Below are 15,280 nucleotides of genomic sequence, written 5' to 3'. Positions count from 1 at the left end.
GGTGTGGCGTAACGAGGCGTAGCCTCGACGCCACAGCAACCGGGTGTGAAGCGAGACCTTGGCCGCGAATCAGACCTGGATCGCTTCCGGATCGGTCTTTTCCAGTTCCACCGAGGCGGCCAGCAAGCCAAGCCGCGCCACCACACCGTACATATAGAAACGGTTCGGCGGCGCCACACCCGGCTTCGCATGAGCGTCCGGCAAAGCCGTATGCTCGAAGCCGAGCGGCACGAAGTGCATACCGGGCGCATTCAGATTCTGATCGCGCTCGCGGCTGCCGTGCACGCGATAGAAGCCGCCCACCACATACCGGTCGATCATATACACGACCGGCTCGGCGACTTCCTCACCGATCCGCTCGAACGTGTAGACGCCTTCCTGCACGATCACGTCGTGCACTTCGAGACCGTCCTTGGTGGTCGCCATTTTGGCGCGCTCGCGCTTGGTGAGCGCGGCGACTTCCGAAGCGTCGTGCACGGTCATCACGCCCATGCCGTAAGTGCCCGCATCCGACTTGATGACCACATACGGCTTCTCGGAGATGCCGTACTCGCGATATTTCTTGGCGATCTTCTTTAGCACGCCGTCGATCGCATCGGCCAGCGCCTCTTCGCCAGTACGCTCCTGGAAATCGACGCCTTCTACGTGCGCGAAGTACGGATTGATCATCCACGGGTCGATCTCGACCATCTTCGCGAACTTCTTGGCGACGTCGTCATAGCAGGAGAAATGCGTCGACTTGCGACGCACCGCCCACGCGGCATGCAACGGAGGCAGCAGATACTGCTCGTGCAGATTTTCAAGGACCGGCGGAATGCCACCGGAAAGATCGTTGTTCAGAAGAATCGAACACGGATCGAAATTCTTCAGGCCAAGCCGGCGTGCCGAGCGCTCGAGCGGCTCAAGGACGATCTTCTGACCGTCCGACAACGCAATCGTGACCGGCCCGTCGACGCTCTCGTCGAGGGTACCGAACCGGACGTTGAGTCCGGCTTGCCGCATGATGGTCGCCAGACGGGCGACATTCTCCAGATAAAACGCATTGCGCGTGTGTCGCTCCGGAATGACCAGCAGGTTCTTCGCGTCCGGACAGATCTTTTCGATCGAAGCCATGGCCGCCTGCACGGCGAGCGGCAGTACTTCCTGCGGCAGGTTGTTGAACGCGCCGGGGAACAGATTGGTGTCGACAGGGGCGAGCTTGAAACCTGCGTTACGCAGATCGACCGAGCAATAGAACGGCGGCGTGTGTTCCTGCCATTCCAGGCGGAACCAGCGTTCGATGGCGGGTGTAGCGTCGAGGATCTTCCGCTCGAGATCGAGCAGCGGGCCGTTTAACGCCGTAACTAGGTGCGGAACCATTGATCACTCGCAGACTGGAGAAAAAAGATTGTAGAGCAAATGCTTCGTCCATTTGGGGACGGTTTCTCCATTCGCAAGCAGGGACGGATGCATTCTCGCTATGAGCGCGATAGGCGGCGAAAACTGCTCCTCGGATGCAGTCTACCGCGATTCATCCGCGAATAGTCCAGCAATAGCACCGCAACCGGCGCCAAAGAAAAGGCCCGCCAGAAGGCGGGCCAAAGTCGCTGCGCTTGATTCGTGATCGTGAATCGTAAAGCCTTGAAACCCTTAAACCTTATTCGACGTGCTCGCCGTGCAGGCTCACGTCCAGGCCTTCGCGCTCCTCTTCTTCCGTCACGCGGATACCCATCACCAGATCGATCACCTTCAGCAGGACGAAGCTCACCACGCCGCTGTAGATCAGGGTCGTCAACACGCCCTTGGCCTGCAGGATCACGCTGCCGTCCGCGCCGCCGATGTCCTTGACCGCGAACACGCCGGTCAGCAGTGCACCGACGATACCGCCAACGCAGTGCACGCCGAAGCAGTCGAGCGAGTCGTCATAACCGAGCTTGCCCTTGAGCCACGTAGCCGACCAGAAGCAGATCACGCCAGCAGCAATGCCGATCACCAGCGAACCGCCGATGCCGACGAAGCCCGAAGCCGGCGTAATCGCCACCAGACCCGCAACCGCGCCCGACACGATGCCGAGTACCGACGGCTTGCCCTTGGCGATCCATTCAGCAAACATCCATGCGAGTGCTGCGGCTGCCGTTGCAACCTGCGTTGCGAACATCGCGAAGCCGGCACGGCCGTCTGCTGCCACTGCGGAACCTGCGTTGAAACCGAACCAGCCCACCCACAGCATCGCGCCACCGATCAGCGTCAGCGTGAGGTTGTGCGGAGCCATGACTTCCTTGCCGTAGCCGACACGCTTGCCGAGCACCAGGCAGCAAACCAGACCGGCGATACCGGCGTTGATATGCACCACCGTGCCGCCCGCGAAGTCGAGGATGCCTGCCGTAGCCAGCCAGCCGGTCGGTTCCCAGACCATGTGAGCGATCGGCGAGTAGACGATGATCGACCACAGCGTCATGAACACCAGCATCGCCGAGAACTTCATACGGTCAGCAAACGCACCCGTGATCAGGGCCGGCGTGATGATCGCGAAGGTCATCTGATACACGCAGTAGACCGTTTCCGGGATCGTCGGAGCCAGGTGGCTTACCGTCAGCGTGGTCGCCTTGTCGCCGTGGATATAGTTCATCCCGGCCATGAAGACGCGCGAGAAGCCGCCGATGAACATGCCACCAGGCGTGAACGCCAGGCTGTAGCCCAGCACCACCCAGACGATCGTCACGACGCAGGTGATCGCAAAGCTTTGCATCAGCGTTGCGAGCACGTTCTTCTTGCGGACCATGCCGCCGTAGAACAGTGCCAGGCCCGGGATCGTCATGAACAGCACGAGCGCGGTGGAGGTCAGCATCCAGGCGGTGTCGCCGGAGTTGATCTTCGACGAGTCGACCGAGAACGGCGCGGTCGGAGCAGCCGGGGCGGCTGCGGCAGCGGCTGCCGACGCGTCGGGTGCCGCAGCCGCGGTAGCCGGTGCGGAGGCGTCCGCTGCCGGTGCCGATGCTGCGGCGGCCGGTGCGCTGGCCGTCGTATCGGCGGCAGGCGCCGAGGCGGCTGCGGGTGCTGAAGCGTCGTCCGCGAGGGCGGCGCCGATACCGCCCGCGAGCAGCGAACCGGCCATCAGCATGGACATCAATAGTTTGCGCATCTTAATTTTCCTCTTGTAGCGAGTCGCTATCGTTCTATTTACAGGGCGTCCGCCCCGGTCTCCCCGGTGCGAATCCGAATCACTTGCTCGATCGGCGTGACAAAAATCTTGCCGTCGCCGATCTTGCCTGTGCGTGCGGCACGCTCGAGCGCTTCGATCGCCTGATCGACGATGTCGTCCGAGACCGCGGCCTCGATCTTCACCTTCGGCAGGAAATCGACGACGTACTCTGCGCCCCGGTACAGCTCGGTGTGGCCTTTCTGACGCCCAAAGCCCTTCACTTCTGTCACCGTGATTCCGGAGACGCCGATTGCCGACAAGGCCTCGCGCGCCTCATCGAGCTTGAACGGCTTGATGATTGCGGTAATCAGTTTCATGAAATCCTCGCTGTAGTTGCGTAACCCGTTTGCGAAACCTGGTTTCCCCTGAACTGTTGCGTCGATACGCGGCTGGTACTCGAACCGGATCGATGCAGTGCCGGTAAAACCACCCGGCAGTGCGCGCCGGGCAGTAACAGCAACTCGCATGCCATGTGAGTGTCACACTCGCTGGAACCGGTGCCGGTAGCGGCCCCGCGCTCCCCCTGGCCGGATGGCCAACGTTGGCGGGGGACGGTGGCGCGCCGTCTGGATCGTTGCTAGAGTGTTCGCAGGCCACGGACACGAATACGCGCACCAAAGGCGCACATGGAACCGTACCGACCGGTCGGTCATGCACCAAAAATGCTCATCCGCCGATCCGGGGCACAGACGTAATGACACATGCACACTTTTTGTGCATTTAAGGGGAACACCATGAAACAACCGAACGACGTCTTCAACGATTTCCAGGCTCGCATCAGCGATCTGCTCAAGAACTCGCCCGCGAAGGATGTCGAACGCAACGTCAAGGCCATGCTGTCGCAGGGCTTCTCAAAGCTCGATCTGGTGACGCGCGAAGAATTCGATACGCAAACCCAGGTGCTGGTGCGTACGCGCGCCCGTCTCGAGGAACTGGAGCGGCGCGTGGCCGAGATCGAACAGAAGCTGCCGGTGACACACGCGTCCTGAGGTTGCGCGAAGTCTGAATTGCACATCACTGGCAAGCGAGCCGTGACGTCATCAGCGCTTTAGAGAGTCGTGCGCGCCACCGGCGCGCCGTCTGACGGGAGAAAACATGTCGCTTGCCGTGGTGCGCAGTCGCGCGCCGGCCGCTGGCCGCGCGCCTGAAGTAACGGTCGAGGTTCACCTCGCCAACGGATTACCCTCTTTTTCGATCGTCGGCCTTCCCGATCTCGAAGTGCGCGAAAGCCGCGAGCGCGTGCGCGCCGCGCTGCAGAACTGCGACTTCGACTTCCCCGTGCGCCGTATCACCGTCAATCTCGCGCCAGCCGACCTGCCGAAGGAATCCGGCCGCTTCGACCTACCTATTGCACTGGGCATCCTCGCCGCGAGTGGGCAGATTCCGGCGGAATCGCTGATGCATCGGGAATTCGCAGGCGAGCTGTCGCTGACAGGCGCACTGCGTCCCATGCGCGGGGCCTTTGCGATGGCATGTGGAACCGCGCGAAGCAACGCGCAGCAGGTGGCAGCCGAACTCTATCTGCCGGCGGCAAGCGCGGCGGAGGCCGCCCTGGTGCCGGGCGTCAACGTCTACGGCGCCGCCGATCTGCCCTCGCTGTGCGCGCATCTGGCTGGGGTCCCGGACAGCCGGCTCACGCCAGTCGCCGCAGCTGCGCTCGACACGGCCCCCGTCGTCCCGGCCGCCGATATGGCCGACGTGATCGGCCAGCGCGCCGCGCGCCGGGCGCTCGAAGTCGCCGCGGCGGGTGGTCATCATGTTCTGATGGTCGGGCCGCCGGGGGCCGGCAAGTCGATGCTGGCGGCACGCCTGCCGAGCCTGCTGCCGCCGATGACCGACGACGAAGCGCTCACCTCTGCTGCGCTGCTGTCCGCGAGCATGTCGGGTTTTTCACCGGCGCAATGGCGGCAGCGGCCGTTCCGGGCGCCGCATCACTCGTCGAGCGCAGCGGCGCTGGTGGGCGGGCGCAATCCGCCGCAACCAGGTGAAATCACGCTGGCGCATCTCGGTGTGCTGTTTCTCGACGAAATTCCGGAATTTGACCGCCACGTGCTGGAGACGTTACGCGAACCGCTCGAAGCCGGACGCATCACCATTTCGAGGGCGGCATTGCAGGCCGATTTCCCGGCAGCCTGCCAGCTGATCGCCGCGATGAATCCCTGTCCGTGCGGCTGGCGCGGCGATCCGAACGGACGCTGCCGCTGCACGCCGGAAATCGCCGCGCGCTATTTGCGCAAACTTTCGGGGCCGTTGCTGGACCGCATCGACATCCAGATCGAGTTACCCGCGCTCACGCCGGCTGAACTCTCCGCGCGCGCGAGCAACGCCAACGAGCCAAGCGTAGCCATTGCCGCGCGGGTAGGCGAAGCTCGCGCCCGGCAACTGGCCCGTCAGGGCAAAACCAACCGCGAACTGAGCGGCCGCGAAGTCGACGAGGTCTGTCGGCCGGACGCAGCCGGCGAAGCGCTGCTGCGCGAAGCCGGTGATCGTTTCGGCTGGTCGGCACGCGCCTATTACCGCGTGCTGAAGGTGGCCCGCACGATTGCAGATCTGGCCGGCGCCGACGCGCCGAGTGGCGCTCAAATTGCAGAAGCCGTCCAATATCGTCGTGCATTCGCCGCTGGATAGAGCAAAAAAATCGCTGTCAAGACTTGACTTATGCACACGAAAGTATTTCTGGAAAATTCACAGGCAATTGAAAGGTAGGCTCGATGCGTTTTGGAGAGGCCGTTGATTTTATTGGGTTTTTTGGTTGTCCCCGAAGCAGGGAAAAGTGACCGGACGCCCGTGGGACGGGCATCCCGGCCCACTCCCGCCAAGTTCTCCACAAAGTTATCCACAGGCGCGGCAGGTGATGGAAAAATCCCCATAAAATCCGGCTATTAGCGTCATAACCTGCGAAGGAACTTTCACTGCGTGCATCGATCTACGACACCCTTGCACCCTGCGCGAAGCAGCTAAATGGCGTCTTTAATAAAGCTGGAACGATCGAAAAAACTGGTCGACCTGCTCCTGCGGCAACGGCTGACTGGCGATAATCGCCGCCTGGTAGACATGCCGGCCATGGGCAACGAAGCGCGCGTAGATCGTGCGAGTCTCCTTTTGTTCGCCAGCCTTGCCGCTCAGCGTCATCTCGATGCCGGGCACCTGACCACCGGCGGCCAGCGGAATCTGCACCGCGTGCGCGGCCGGCGCGGTGCCGACATTGCGGGCCAGTCCGTCGCGCAGGAAGTCGAGCGCCGTGCGCTGCACCTGCGGGTCGTCCGAAGGCAGCATCAGCGTGCCGACCGCGAATACGGCCGGCCCAGCCTCGGCGGTCTGCATGGCCATTTTCATCGAAGTACCGGCCACGTCGATCTGCCGCGCATCGCTGCCCGGCTTGGCCGGCAGGTCGACGGTATAACCGTTGTCGTTATTCATGACCGTGCGCCAGTCGTAGGTCGGCGAACAGCCGGCCAGCAAGCCGCCCGCGGCGACCACGCAAAGACTCATGCGCAGGATGGCGCGCGTTGCCGCCGTCGTCGGTAAGCCGGAAGAGAGGTGACGCAGCCGGACAACGAAGCTCAAGGGGAAGGTGGAAAAAAGACGCAGGAATGGCAGGCAGAAAGCGGATAGGAACATGACGAAGCTGTCAGGAAGGCTCGAAGCTTAAAACCCCATTATCCGCCGATAGAAGCACCCCCGGCAGGGTGTCGACAGCGCCCTGCCGCCTCGCGGGATTGGGGCTACAATACCGTGGCTACGTTCCGCGCACGCTGCGCGAATCTCGAGGTCCCGTTCATGAGCCCTACCCCGTCTCCTTCCGTATCGAAGCGCACCAGCCCGATCCGCTACATCGCGATGGCGGCTGTCGCGGGTGCGATCGCGATTGCCGGCTATTTCGCCTTCAACGGCCAGCAGCACGTGCCGGATGCGACTTTCACGCTGTTGTCGGGCCAGAAAGTCTCGACGGCCGACCTGAAGGGCAAGGTCTATCTGATCAACTTCTGGGCGACCAACTGCGACACCTGTGTCCAGGAAATGCCGAAGATGGTCGACACGTATAACCGCTTCAAGGGCAAGGGACTCGAATTCGTCGCCGTCGCAATGAACTACGACGCGCCGATGTACGTGGTCAACTACAGCCAGACCCGCCGCCTGCCGTTCAAGGTCGCGATGGACGACGGCTCAGCGGCCAAGCAGTTCGGCAACATCCAGTTGACGCCGACAACCTTTCTGGTCGCCAAGGACGGTACGATTCTCAAGCGCTATGTGGGCGAGCCGCAGTTCGCCGAGCTGGACCAACTACTCGAAAAGGCGCTGAACGCGGCCTGAAGCAGCAAAGCACGAAAGCACCAGATATAAAACGCGCCGGTAGCGGGTTGTCCGCTACCGGCGCGTTGCTTTTGGGGCGCACTCGTTGGGTCCTGTGCGATCCGGGACTTCACCGCTCGCCGTCACCTTTCACCGCCAGCCCATACCGCTTGATCTTCTCGTAAAGCGTCGCCTTGCCCAACTGCAAGCGGTCCGCCGCCACCGCCACCGCGCCGCCGGTCTGCTCCAGCGCCTGCGCAATCACCGCCCGCTCGAACTGCTCGACGCGCTCCTTGAGCGACTGCGAATCCTCCGCCGCATCGACCGACGCCGCTACCGGATCTTCCGCCACTCCGAGCACAAGCCGGTCAGCCGCATTGCGCAACTCCCGCACGTTGCCTGGCCAGTCGCGCTGCATCAGACCCGCGCGCTGACGATCCGTCAGAATCGGCGCAGGGCGCTGATAACGCACCGCGGCGTCGAGCAGGAAATGCTCGAAAAGCGGCACGATGTCCTCGCGACGTTCGGCGAGCGGCGGCAGCGCGATCGTCACGACATTCAGGCGGTACAGCAGGTCGCGCCGGAACGTGCCGGCAGCGACGTGCTCGGTCATATCGCCTTTGGCAGCCGCGACGATGCGGCAATTCACGCGAATCGGCTGGTTCGAGCCGAGCCGCTCGAGCACGCCGTCCTGCAAGACCCGCAGCAATTTGACCTGCAACCCCAACGGCATGCTCTCGATCTCGTCGAGAAACAGCGTGCCGCCCGAAGCGTGCTCGAGTTTGCCGATGCGCCGCTTGGCCGCGCCGGTAAAAGCGCCGGGCTCATAGCCGAACATCTCCGACTCGAACATCGGTTCCGGCAGAGCACCGCAATTGACCGCGAGAAACGGCTTGTCACGCCGTGGCGACAGTTCGTGCAGGCTGCGCGCGATCAGTTCCTTGCCCGCACCGGTATCGCCGTTGATCAGCACCGACGCGTCGGTCGGCGCCACATTCGCGATCAGCCGCCGCACCTGTTCGATCACCGGACTACGGCCGATGATGCGCGGCGCCACCGCGTTCTGCCCCGCCAGCTCACGGCGTAGCGCGTGATTCTCCAGCACCAGCGTGCGGCGTTCCAGCGCGCGCCGCACTGTCTCGATCAGACGCTCGGAGGCAAACGGCTTCTCGATGAAATCGTAGGCGCCGTCGCGCATTGCCTGGACGGCCATGGAGATATCGCCGTGACCGGTGACGAGAATCACCGGCACTTCGGGCGCACGCTCATGGCATTGCGCGAGCAGATCGAGACCGCTCGCGCCGGGCAAGCGGATATCGCTCACGATCACGCCCGGAAAATCCGCGTTGATCGAACGCGCCGCTGATTCGACCGACGCATGTCCAATGACGTCGAACCCGGCGAGCTGCAGGCTCTGCACGCTCGCGCGACGCACCAGTTCGTCGTCCTCGATATACAGCACGGGCAAACTATTGTTGACCATTGTCCTCACCACCTAAAAGCGTCCAGGCGCATCTGAAGCCGTCTGAATTCAGGACCCCGCAATGAGCGGATCGGTTGCCTGCACACGCGCCCGGCGCAGCGTTAGCACGAACAGCGCGCCGCCGTCCGGCGCGTTGCGGGCCACGAGCGAACCGCCGGCGTCACGCGCAATTGACGAAGAAATCGCGAGGCCGAGTCCCAATCCCTGGCCCATTTCCTTTGTCGTAAAGAACGGCTCGAAGAGGCGCGGCAGGACGTCGTCCGGAATGCCGGGGCCGTTATCGTGGACCGAGATCGATAACGTCGCCGCGGCAGCTTCGATTTCGATCTCGATGCGAGGGAGCGTCGCGGTGACCGATGGACGTCCGGCCGCGAGATTAACTTCCGCCAGATCCCCCGTTGCATCCAATGCATTCCCAAGCAGATTGATCAACACCTGCTCAAGCCGCAGGTCATCACAGTTTGCGATGAGTTCCGGATGCTCGTCAGACGGATCGAAGCGGGTCCGCGTCTGGGTCTGCGCGCCCGCCTCGTTCTCGACCACCGTCAAAGTCACGTCCACGCCCTGCAGACGCTTTTGCAGCAGCGCCAGCACATTGCGCAGCGCCCGTGCGAGCGGCGCCCGCGCACTACGCGGCCGTGCCCGTCCCACAAATAGTTTCAACTGATTGGTGATCTTGCCCATGCGCTCGGTGAGCGCCGCGATCGCTTCGAGATTCTCGCGCGCCGAGGCCTGATCGCCGCGCTCGAGCAGCACGCGTGTGTTGTCCGAGAACCCTCGCAATGCAGCAAGCGGCTGATTCAACTCATGCGTAATGCCCGCCGCCATCTGACCGAGCGCAGCCAGCTTGCTCGCCTGGATCAGCTCATCGTGCGCTGCGCGCAACTCCTGTTCGGCGCGCGTGCGCTCGCTCACTTCCTTCTTCAACTGGTCGTTCGCCTGCGACAGGTCCGCCGTTCGCTCCGCTACCCGCTGATTCAACTCCGCATAAGCGCGTTGCAACAACTCGCGGCTGCGCATCATCTCGCGCACACGGGCGCGCCGCATTCTCCAGTAGAACGCGAGCAGGCACAGCGTGATGTAACCGAAGCCCGTGACGATGGCAGCGTTGCGCGCATCGGCATCGACCGGGGCGACGCTCGCCATGGTGATCAATTGCCAGTCGGGCTCGCCTATTGCACGCCGCGAGGCAAGATAACGCGGCGCATACCGTCCGCCACCCACACGCACGATCTGCGCATCGCCTTCGAGCGTGCGTTCGATCGTCACCGGCAACGGCGGGATCTCCTGCTGCGCGTACTGGCGCGTCTGATAGATCGAATCGGCCACCGCGCCCGACAACGGCCGCACCGTGTGATATTTCCACGCCGGCACCGACGACAGGAAAATCACCCCGTGATCGTCAGTGACGATCAGCGGCTCCGCGGCATCCACACCCTGGAACCATTCCAGATTGAGTTTGACGACCGCTACGCCGACGACGTTGCCGTCCCGCCGCACCGGCTGCGAGATGTAGTAGCCCGGATCGTGCGAAATCGTGCCGATGCCGAAGAAGCGGCCTACGCCACCCTTCACCGCATCCACGAAATACGGCCGAAACTGATACCCCGCGCCGACAAAGCTATCGGGCTCGTGCCAGTTGCTAGCCGCGACACACAACCCGTCCGTCTGGATGATGTAGGTTGCCGTGGCCCGGGCGTGGACGTTGAGATCTTCGAGGTAGCGATTGGCACGCTCGACGTTGGGCGCGGTTGGACTCACGAGCACGTCCTGCACGAACGGATGCTCGGCCAGCAGATAAGGGAGTGATTCGTAGCGCTCAAGCGTGCTCTTGAGTGCGTTGGTCGTGCGGTCGACGCGCACGGCAGCGTTGCGCCGCAAAGTGTCGATGCCTCCCCGCCACGTGATGCTCCACGTGAGCCCGCACGCTGCCACGAGCCCGGCGACGAGCGCGAAGAGGATCAGCAGGCGGCGCGTCACGTTAGTGGATTCCGGTCGGTAGGGTACGGTTATTGTGGCATATGCCGACGGTATATCACCTCAACGCTCCGCCCGCCGCGCTGCTCGGGTTCAGGCACCCGCGGTTTCCGTTTCCTTGATCGCAGCCACGTCACCACGCAACACCGCCCGCAGCTTGTTACGATCCAGTTCCTTCTCCCACGCCGACACCACCACGGTGGCCACGCCATTGCCGACAATATTCGTCAACGCGCGGCATTCGCTCATGAAGCGGTCGATACCAAGAATCAGCACCATGCCCGACAGCGGAATGGTCGGCACCACGGCAAGCGTCGCCGCCAGCGTGATGAAGCCGGCGCCCGTCACACCGCTTGCGCCCTTCGACGTCAGCATGGTCACGGCCAGCAAGGTGAGTTGCTGCGTCAGCGTCAGATCGGTGTTGGTCGCCTGGGCGATAAACAACACGGCCATCGTCATATAGATGTTGGTGCCGTCGAGGTTGAACGAGTAACCGGTCGGCACCACCAGGCCCACCACCGAGCGCGAGCAGCCGAGCTTTTCAAGCTTCAGCATCAGTTGCGGCAACGCGGCTTCCGAGGAGCTCGTGCCGAGTACGATCAGCATTTCTTCCTTGATGTACGCCACGAAGCGCAGCACGCTGAAGCCGACCATCCGTGCAATCGCGCCGAGCACGACCACCACGAACACGATCGAGGTCAGATAGAACGTGCCGATCAGCTTGAGCATCGGCAGCAGCGAACCGATACCGTATTTGCCGATGGTGAAGGCCATCGCGCCGAACGCGCCGATCGGTGCGAGCTTCGTGATGATGCGCACCACGCCGAACAGCACGCTCGACAGGCTTTCGACCAGATCCGTAACCACCTTGCCACGCTGGCCGAGCGTTGCGAGCACGCTGCCGAACAGCATCGCAATCAGCAGGATCTGCAGGATCTCACCTTGGGCGAACGCATCCGTGATCGTGTTCGGAATGATGTGCATCAGGAAATCGACGGTGCTTTGGCCATGCGCCTTGGCGGCGTACGAAGCGACTTCCTTGCCGTCGAGCGTCGCAGGATCGACGTTAAAGCCAGCGCCCGGCTTCAGCAGGTGCGTGGCCAGCAGACCGAGCACCAGCGCAAACGACGAAACGATTTCGAAGTACAGCAGCGCCTTGCCGCCGACCCGTCCCACCTTCTTCATATCCTGCATGCCGGCGATGCCGGTCACGACGGTACAGAAGATGATCGGCCCGATCACCATCTTGATCAGCTTGATGAAGGCATCGCCGAACGGCTTCATGTCGATAGCGAGAGCGGGTGAAAAATGGCCGAGAGCAATGCCGACGATGATCGCGGCGATCACCTGGACATAGAGCACTTTATGGAAGGATTTCTTCATGACGATTCCTGCGATGTGGATGAGCCAATGGCCTGCCACGCTGCGCATCATGCGAACGCATAGACGTATCGCCTGTGCACGGCATCGGGCCGCGACAAGACGACGAATTCAGAAATACCGGGAGGGGAAATCGGACATCGTTGTCTCCATGCTTTAGTTGTCGGGCCTGTGCGGCCGCGCTTCTACTTTGCAAGGTCGATGCCAGCTGGATAGCGAGTCTTTTGCTTTGATTTATAACGGGTTTTTGAGATTCCGGTGAACGGGACGTCCAGCTTTCCGGAAATCTGGAAGACAGGCGTCGGGGATTCCGGACGACGCAGACCCTGGTTCGGACTGCGGCCTCATGAGTTCGAATAACTCAGTGATAAGCTGAAAGACGGATCGCTTTTATCGAACTTACGCCGCCCATGCTGAACTACCGCCATCTTTACTATTTCTGGATCGTCGTAAAGGAAGGTGGCTTCGCGCGTGCGGCCGAGCGCCTCGACATGGCCGTGCAGACCATCAGCGCCCAGGTGCGCGAGCTGGAAAAATCGGTCGGGCGCCAGTTACTAAAACCCGCGGGGCGCGGCGTCGTCATGACGGAGGCCGGTGCGGCGGCCTTCAATCGAGCGGAGCAGATCTTTCAGATCGGCGAAACGCTGCTCGACGAAATGCGCGAAGCGGGTGGCGAGCGCGTTGCACGGCTCGCCGTAGGTCTGTCCGATGGAATTTCAAAGCTCGCCGCGCATGCGCTACTCGCGCCCGTGCTCGACACGCCATCGCTCAGGCTTCTGTGCCACGAGGGTGAACATGCGCAACTGCTGTCGGAACTCGCGTTGCATCAGCTCGATCTGGTGCTGGCATGCCAGCCGGCGCTGCACAACACAGACCTGCGTCTGGTGAGTCAGCGCCTCGTCGGCTCGCCCGTCGACTGGTATGGGCCCACGACAATCGTCCAGAAGGCGTCTCGCGCCAGCTTCCCGCAATGCCTTGCCGATCTGCCCGTGCTCTTGCCCACCGGCCATGGCGCGCTACGCGCGCGACTGGACCGCTGGTTCGAGGCGGCGGGAATCCGGCCGCGGATCGCCGGAGAATTCGAAGACAGCGCGTTGATGGCGGTGTTCGCCGCGCGCGGGCTCGGCGTGTTTCCTCTCGCAGAGCTAGGTGCCGGCGATGTGTCCTTGCTGCGCGGACTGCGCCTGCTTGGACGTGCGGACGGCGTGATCGAGGAGATCCACGCCATCCGCTCGTGGCGCGGCCAGCATCATGCGCTCGCTTCTCAGGTGATCGACGCCGTGCGTCCGTGACCACGCAAGACGGCTGGCGTGGCATCGCGGCGAACCGTGACCGCCGCCGGAGTGGTTCCCCACGCGCCAAGAATGGCCGCCAGCACGGCGATTTCGCCATCGGCAAGATGGTCGTCGGCGGTCGCGACTGCAACGCACAGCCGGATCACCCTGCTGCGCAACGCCGGGTCGTCGATCTCGCCGATCAGCGAGCCAAGCAGGTTCGTGTCGATCTGGCCGACCGCCGGCATGAGGGGCGCGTGGGCGATTGAGTGATCCTCGTACAGCGTCTGCACGATCTGCGCGAATTCGGTCGGCGCGAGGCCGAGCTGCCCGGCGATGTCGAGCTTGTCGAGTGCGCGCTCCTCGGAACTGCAAACGTGCCCGTCGGAGGTTAGCACCAGCGCGACAATGCGCGCGGCTGCCTGAGGACTGTTGCGGGGATAGCTTCGCATGACTGGGCTCCTTTCGCGGACGATGTCCGCAGTGGTGATGAGCCCTAGTCTGCGTCAGACGTTGAATCGGATAAACCTGTTAATCCGGGAGTATTTGTTCGGAAAAGCCGAAGTCTGGCCACACGAGGGGCACAGCCTCTGCTCGAAGCACACAGCCAGCCCCCTACGCCGCCCCCTCCTCCAGTACCAGCAGGTTCTCGTGCGAAAAACCCAATGCAACCGGCTGACCGCGTTCCGGCAAACGGCGATTCGGATCGTTGAAGACGTCGAGAGAAATCACCGCCTCCTTCACCCGCGTCCTGATCCGCACCACCGCGCCAAGGAAATTCACTTCCTCGACCGTCGCCGCCAAGGTATTGCGTCCGGCCGCCGGCGCTTCCAGCACGATCGCCTCCGGGCGCAGCGCCAGCAGACGCTTCTTGCCGACGTCGTCCGGTGCAAGCCTTTGCGTGGTCACCAGTTCCTGCCCGTCGACGGCCATCTTGCCGTTCGCCGGATCCACCACATGTCCGGACAGAATATTGAGCGTGCCGACGAACGACGCCACGAACCGCGTACGCGGATAGTTGTAGATCTCCGAGGAGGTGCCGACCTGCTCGACGCGCCCCTCGTTCATCACCACGATGCGATCGGAGATGGAGAGCGCCTCCTCCTGATCGTGCGTCACGAAAATCGATGTGATGCCAAGCTCGCGTTGCAGCGCGCGAATGTCCTGCCGCAGCGAGATGCGGATTTTCGCGTCGAGCGCCGATAGCGGTTCGTCGAGCAGCAGAACCTGCGGCTTGCCCGCCAGCGCCCGGGCGAGTGCCACACGCTGCTGCTGGCCGCCCGAAAGCTGCCACGGGTAGCGCTCCGCGATATTGGGCAGTTTAATCAGCTCCAGCATCTCACCGACGCGCTTGCGAATCTCGTCCTGCGGACGACGCTCCACACGCAGGCTAAAGCCAATGTTGTCGGCAACCGTCATGTTCGGAAACAGCGCGTACGACTGGAACACCATGCCGACCTTGCGCTGACGCGTACGCAGATGCGTGACGTCGCGGCCATCGAGACGGATCACGCCGCGCGTCGGGCTTTCGAAGCCTGCGATCATGCGCAGCACCGTTGTCTTGCCGCAGCCCGACGGCCCGAGAAAGGTGATGAACTCGCCTCGCTCGATCTTCATGTCGAAGTGATGCAGCGCGGTGTTCGCCCCGAACGACTTGTGCAGATTTTCGATTTCAAGGAATGCCATGATTCG

Annotated in this window: 13 protein-coding genes; 4 read left to right on the top strand and 9 right to left on the bottom strand. The window is 62.8% G+C overall.

From position 1 onward, the window contains the following. Nucleotides 1-69 precede the first annotated feature (69 nt). From gshA to P3T17_RS12675, 3 genes are all read right to left on the bottom strand, one after another. Nucleotides 70-1,359 carry a glutamate--cysteine ligase gene (gene gshA / locus P3T17_RS12685; RefSeq protein WP_074263245.1) on the bottom strand — a complete coding sequence of 430 codons (1,290 nt, stop codon included), beginning with the start codon at nucleotides 1,357-1,359 and terminating at the stop codon, nucleotides 70-72. Between the two features lie 277 nt (nucleotides 1,360-1,636). Next, nucleotides 1,637-3,121 (bottom strand): ammonium transporter, encoded by a 1,485-nt coding sequence (locus P3T17_RS12680; protein WP_429407016.1) that lies wholly within the window; start codon nucleotides 3,119-3,121, stop codon nucleotides 1,637-1,639. 38 nt (nucleotides 3,122-3,159) lie between these two features. Then, nucleotides 3,160-3,498 carry a P-II family nitrogen regulator gene (locus P3T17_RS12675; protein ID WP_006048089.1) on the bottom strand — a complete coding sequence of 113 codons (339 nt, stop codon included), beginning with the start codon at nucleotides 3,496-3,498 and terminating at the stop codon, nucleotides 3,160-3,162. Nucleotides 3,499-3,915: 417 nt separating this feature from the next. On the opposite strand from P3T17_RS12675, the gene P3T17_RS12670 reads away from it, so the two are divergent. Continuing rightward, entirely contained in the window at nucleotides 3,916-4,170 is a 255-nt protein-coding gene (locus tag P3T17_RS12670) for an accessory factor UbiK family protein (protein ID WP_429407014.1), read from the top strand. Between the two features lie 106 nt (nucleotides 4,171-4,276). Continuing rightward, nucleotides 4,277-5,809, top strand: coding sequence for a YifB family Mg chelatase-like AAA ATPase (locus tag P3T17_RS12665; RefSeq protein ID WP_429407012.1), 1,533 nt, complete (start codon nucleotides 4,277-4,279; stop codon nucleotides 5,807-5,809). A 342-nt stretch (nucleotides 5,810-6,151) separates the two neighbouring features. Here P3T17_RS12665 and P3T17_RS12660 read toward each other — a convergent pair whose 3' ends face one another. Further along, on the bottom strand, nucleotides 6,152-6,802 hold the full coding sequence (locus P3T17_RS12660) for a hypothetical protein (RefSeq protein WP_429407010.1): 651 nt from the start codon (nucleotides 6,800-6,802) through the stop codon (nucleotides 6,152-6,154). 159 nt (nucleotides 6,803-6,961) lie between these two features. Between P3T17_RS12660 and P3T17_RS12655 the strand changes: the two genes are divergently transcribed. Further along, entirely contained in the window at nucleotides 6,962-7,495 is a 534-nt protein-coding gene (locus P3T17_RS12655) for a peroxiredoxin family protein (protein ID WP_429407008.1), read from the top strand. A 109-nt stretch (nucleotides 7,496-7,604) separates the two neighbouring features. Here the strand turns inward: P3T17_RS12655 and P3T17_RS12650 are convergent, their stop codons facing one another. The 3 genes from P3T17_RS12650 to P3T17_RS12640 form a co-directional block, all read right to left on the bottom strand. Next, entirely contained in the window at nucleotides 7,605-8,957 is a 1,353-nt protein-coding gene (locus tag P3T17_RS12650) for a sigma-54-dependent transcriptional regulator (RefSeq protein ID WP_074263239.1), read from the bottom strand. A 48-nt stretch (nucleotides 8,958-9,005) separates the two neighbouring features. Further along, nucleotides 9,006-10,937 carry a sensor histidine kinase gene (locus P3T17_RS12645; protein WP_429407006.1) on the bottom strand — a complete coding sequence of 644 codons (1,932 nt, stop codon included), beginning with the start codon at nucleotides 10,935-10,937 and terminating at the stop codon, nucleotides 9,006-9,008. Nucleotides 10,938-11,027: 90 nt separating this feature from the next. Next, nucleotides 11,028-12,317, bottom strand: coding sequence for a dicarboxylate/amino acid:cation symporter (locus P3T17_RS12640; protein ID WP_429407004.1), 1,290 nt, complete (start codon nucleotides 12,315-12,317; stop codon nucleotides 11,028-11,030). A 407-nt stretch (nucleotides 12,318-12,724) separates the two neighbouring features. Between P3T17_RS12640 and P3T17_RS12635 the strand changes: the two genes are divergently transcribed. Further along, entirely contained in the window at nucleotides 12,725-13,606 is an 882-nt protein-coding gene (locus P3T17_RS12635) for a LysR family transcriptional regulator (protein WP_429407002.1), read from the top strand. Here P3T17_RS12635 and P3T17_RS12630 read toward each other — a convergent pair. Next, the gene (locus P3T17_RS12630) at nucleotides 13,579-14,040 is read right to left on the bottom strand and encodes a TerB family tellurite resistance protein (protein ID WP_074263236.1); all 462 of its coding nucleotides are present in this window, start codon (nucleotides 14,038-14,040) and stop codon (nucleotides 13,579-13,581) included. The two genes, P3T17_RS12635 and P3T17_RS12630, sit on opposite strands and share 28 nt — an antisense overlap. A 163-nt stretch (nucleotides 14,041-14,203) precedes the next feature. Continuing rightward, the gene (locus P3T17_RS12625) at nucleotides 14,204-15,274 is read right to left on the bottom strand and encodes an ABC transporter ATP-binding protein (RefSeq protein WP_074263235.1); all 1,071 of its coding nucleotides are present in this window, start codon (nucleotides 15,272-15,274) and stop codon (nucleotides 14,204-14,206) included. Nucleotides 15,275-15,280: the final 6 nt, after the last annotated feature.

Origin of the sequence: Paraburkholderia sp. GAS82 (assembly GCF_050436285.1) — a bacterium.
Lineage (GTDB): Bacteria > Pseudomonadota > Gammaproteobacteria > Burkholderiales > Burkholderiaceae > Paraburkholderia > Paraburkholderia phenazinium_B.
The sequence above is the reverse complement of the archived record's forward strand: the minus strand, read 5'-3'. Positions and strand labels throughout refer to the sequence as shown.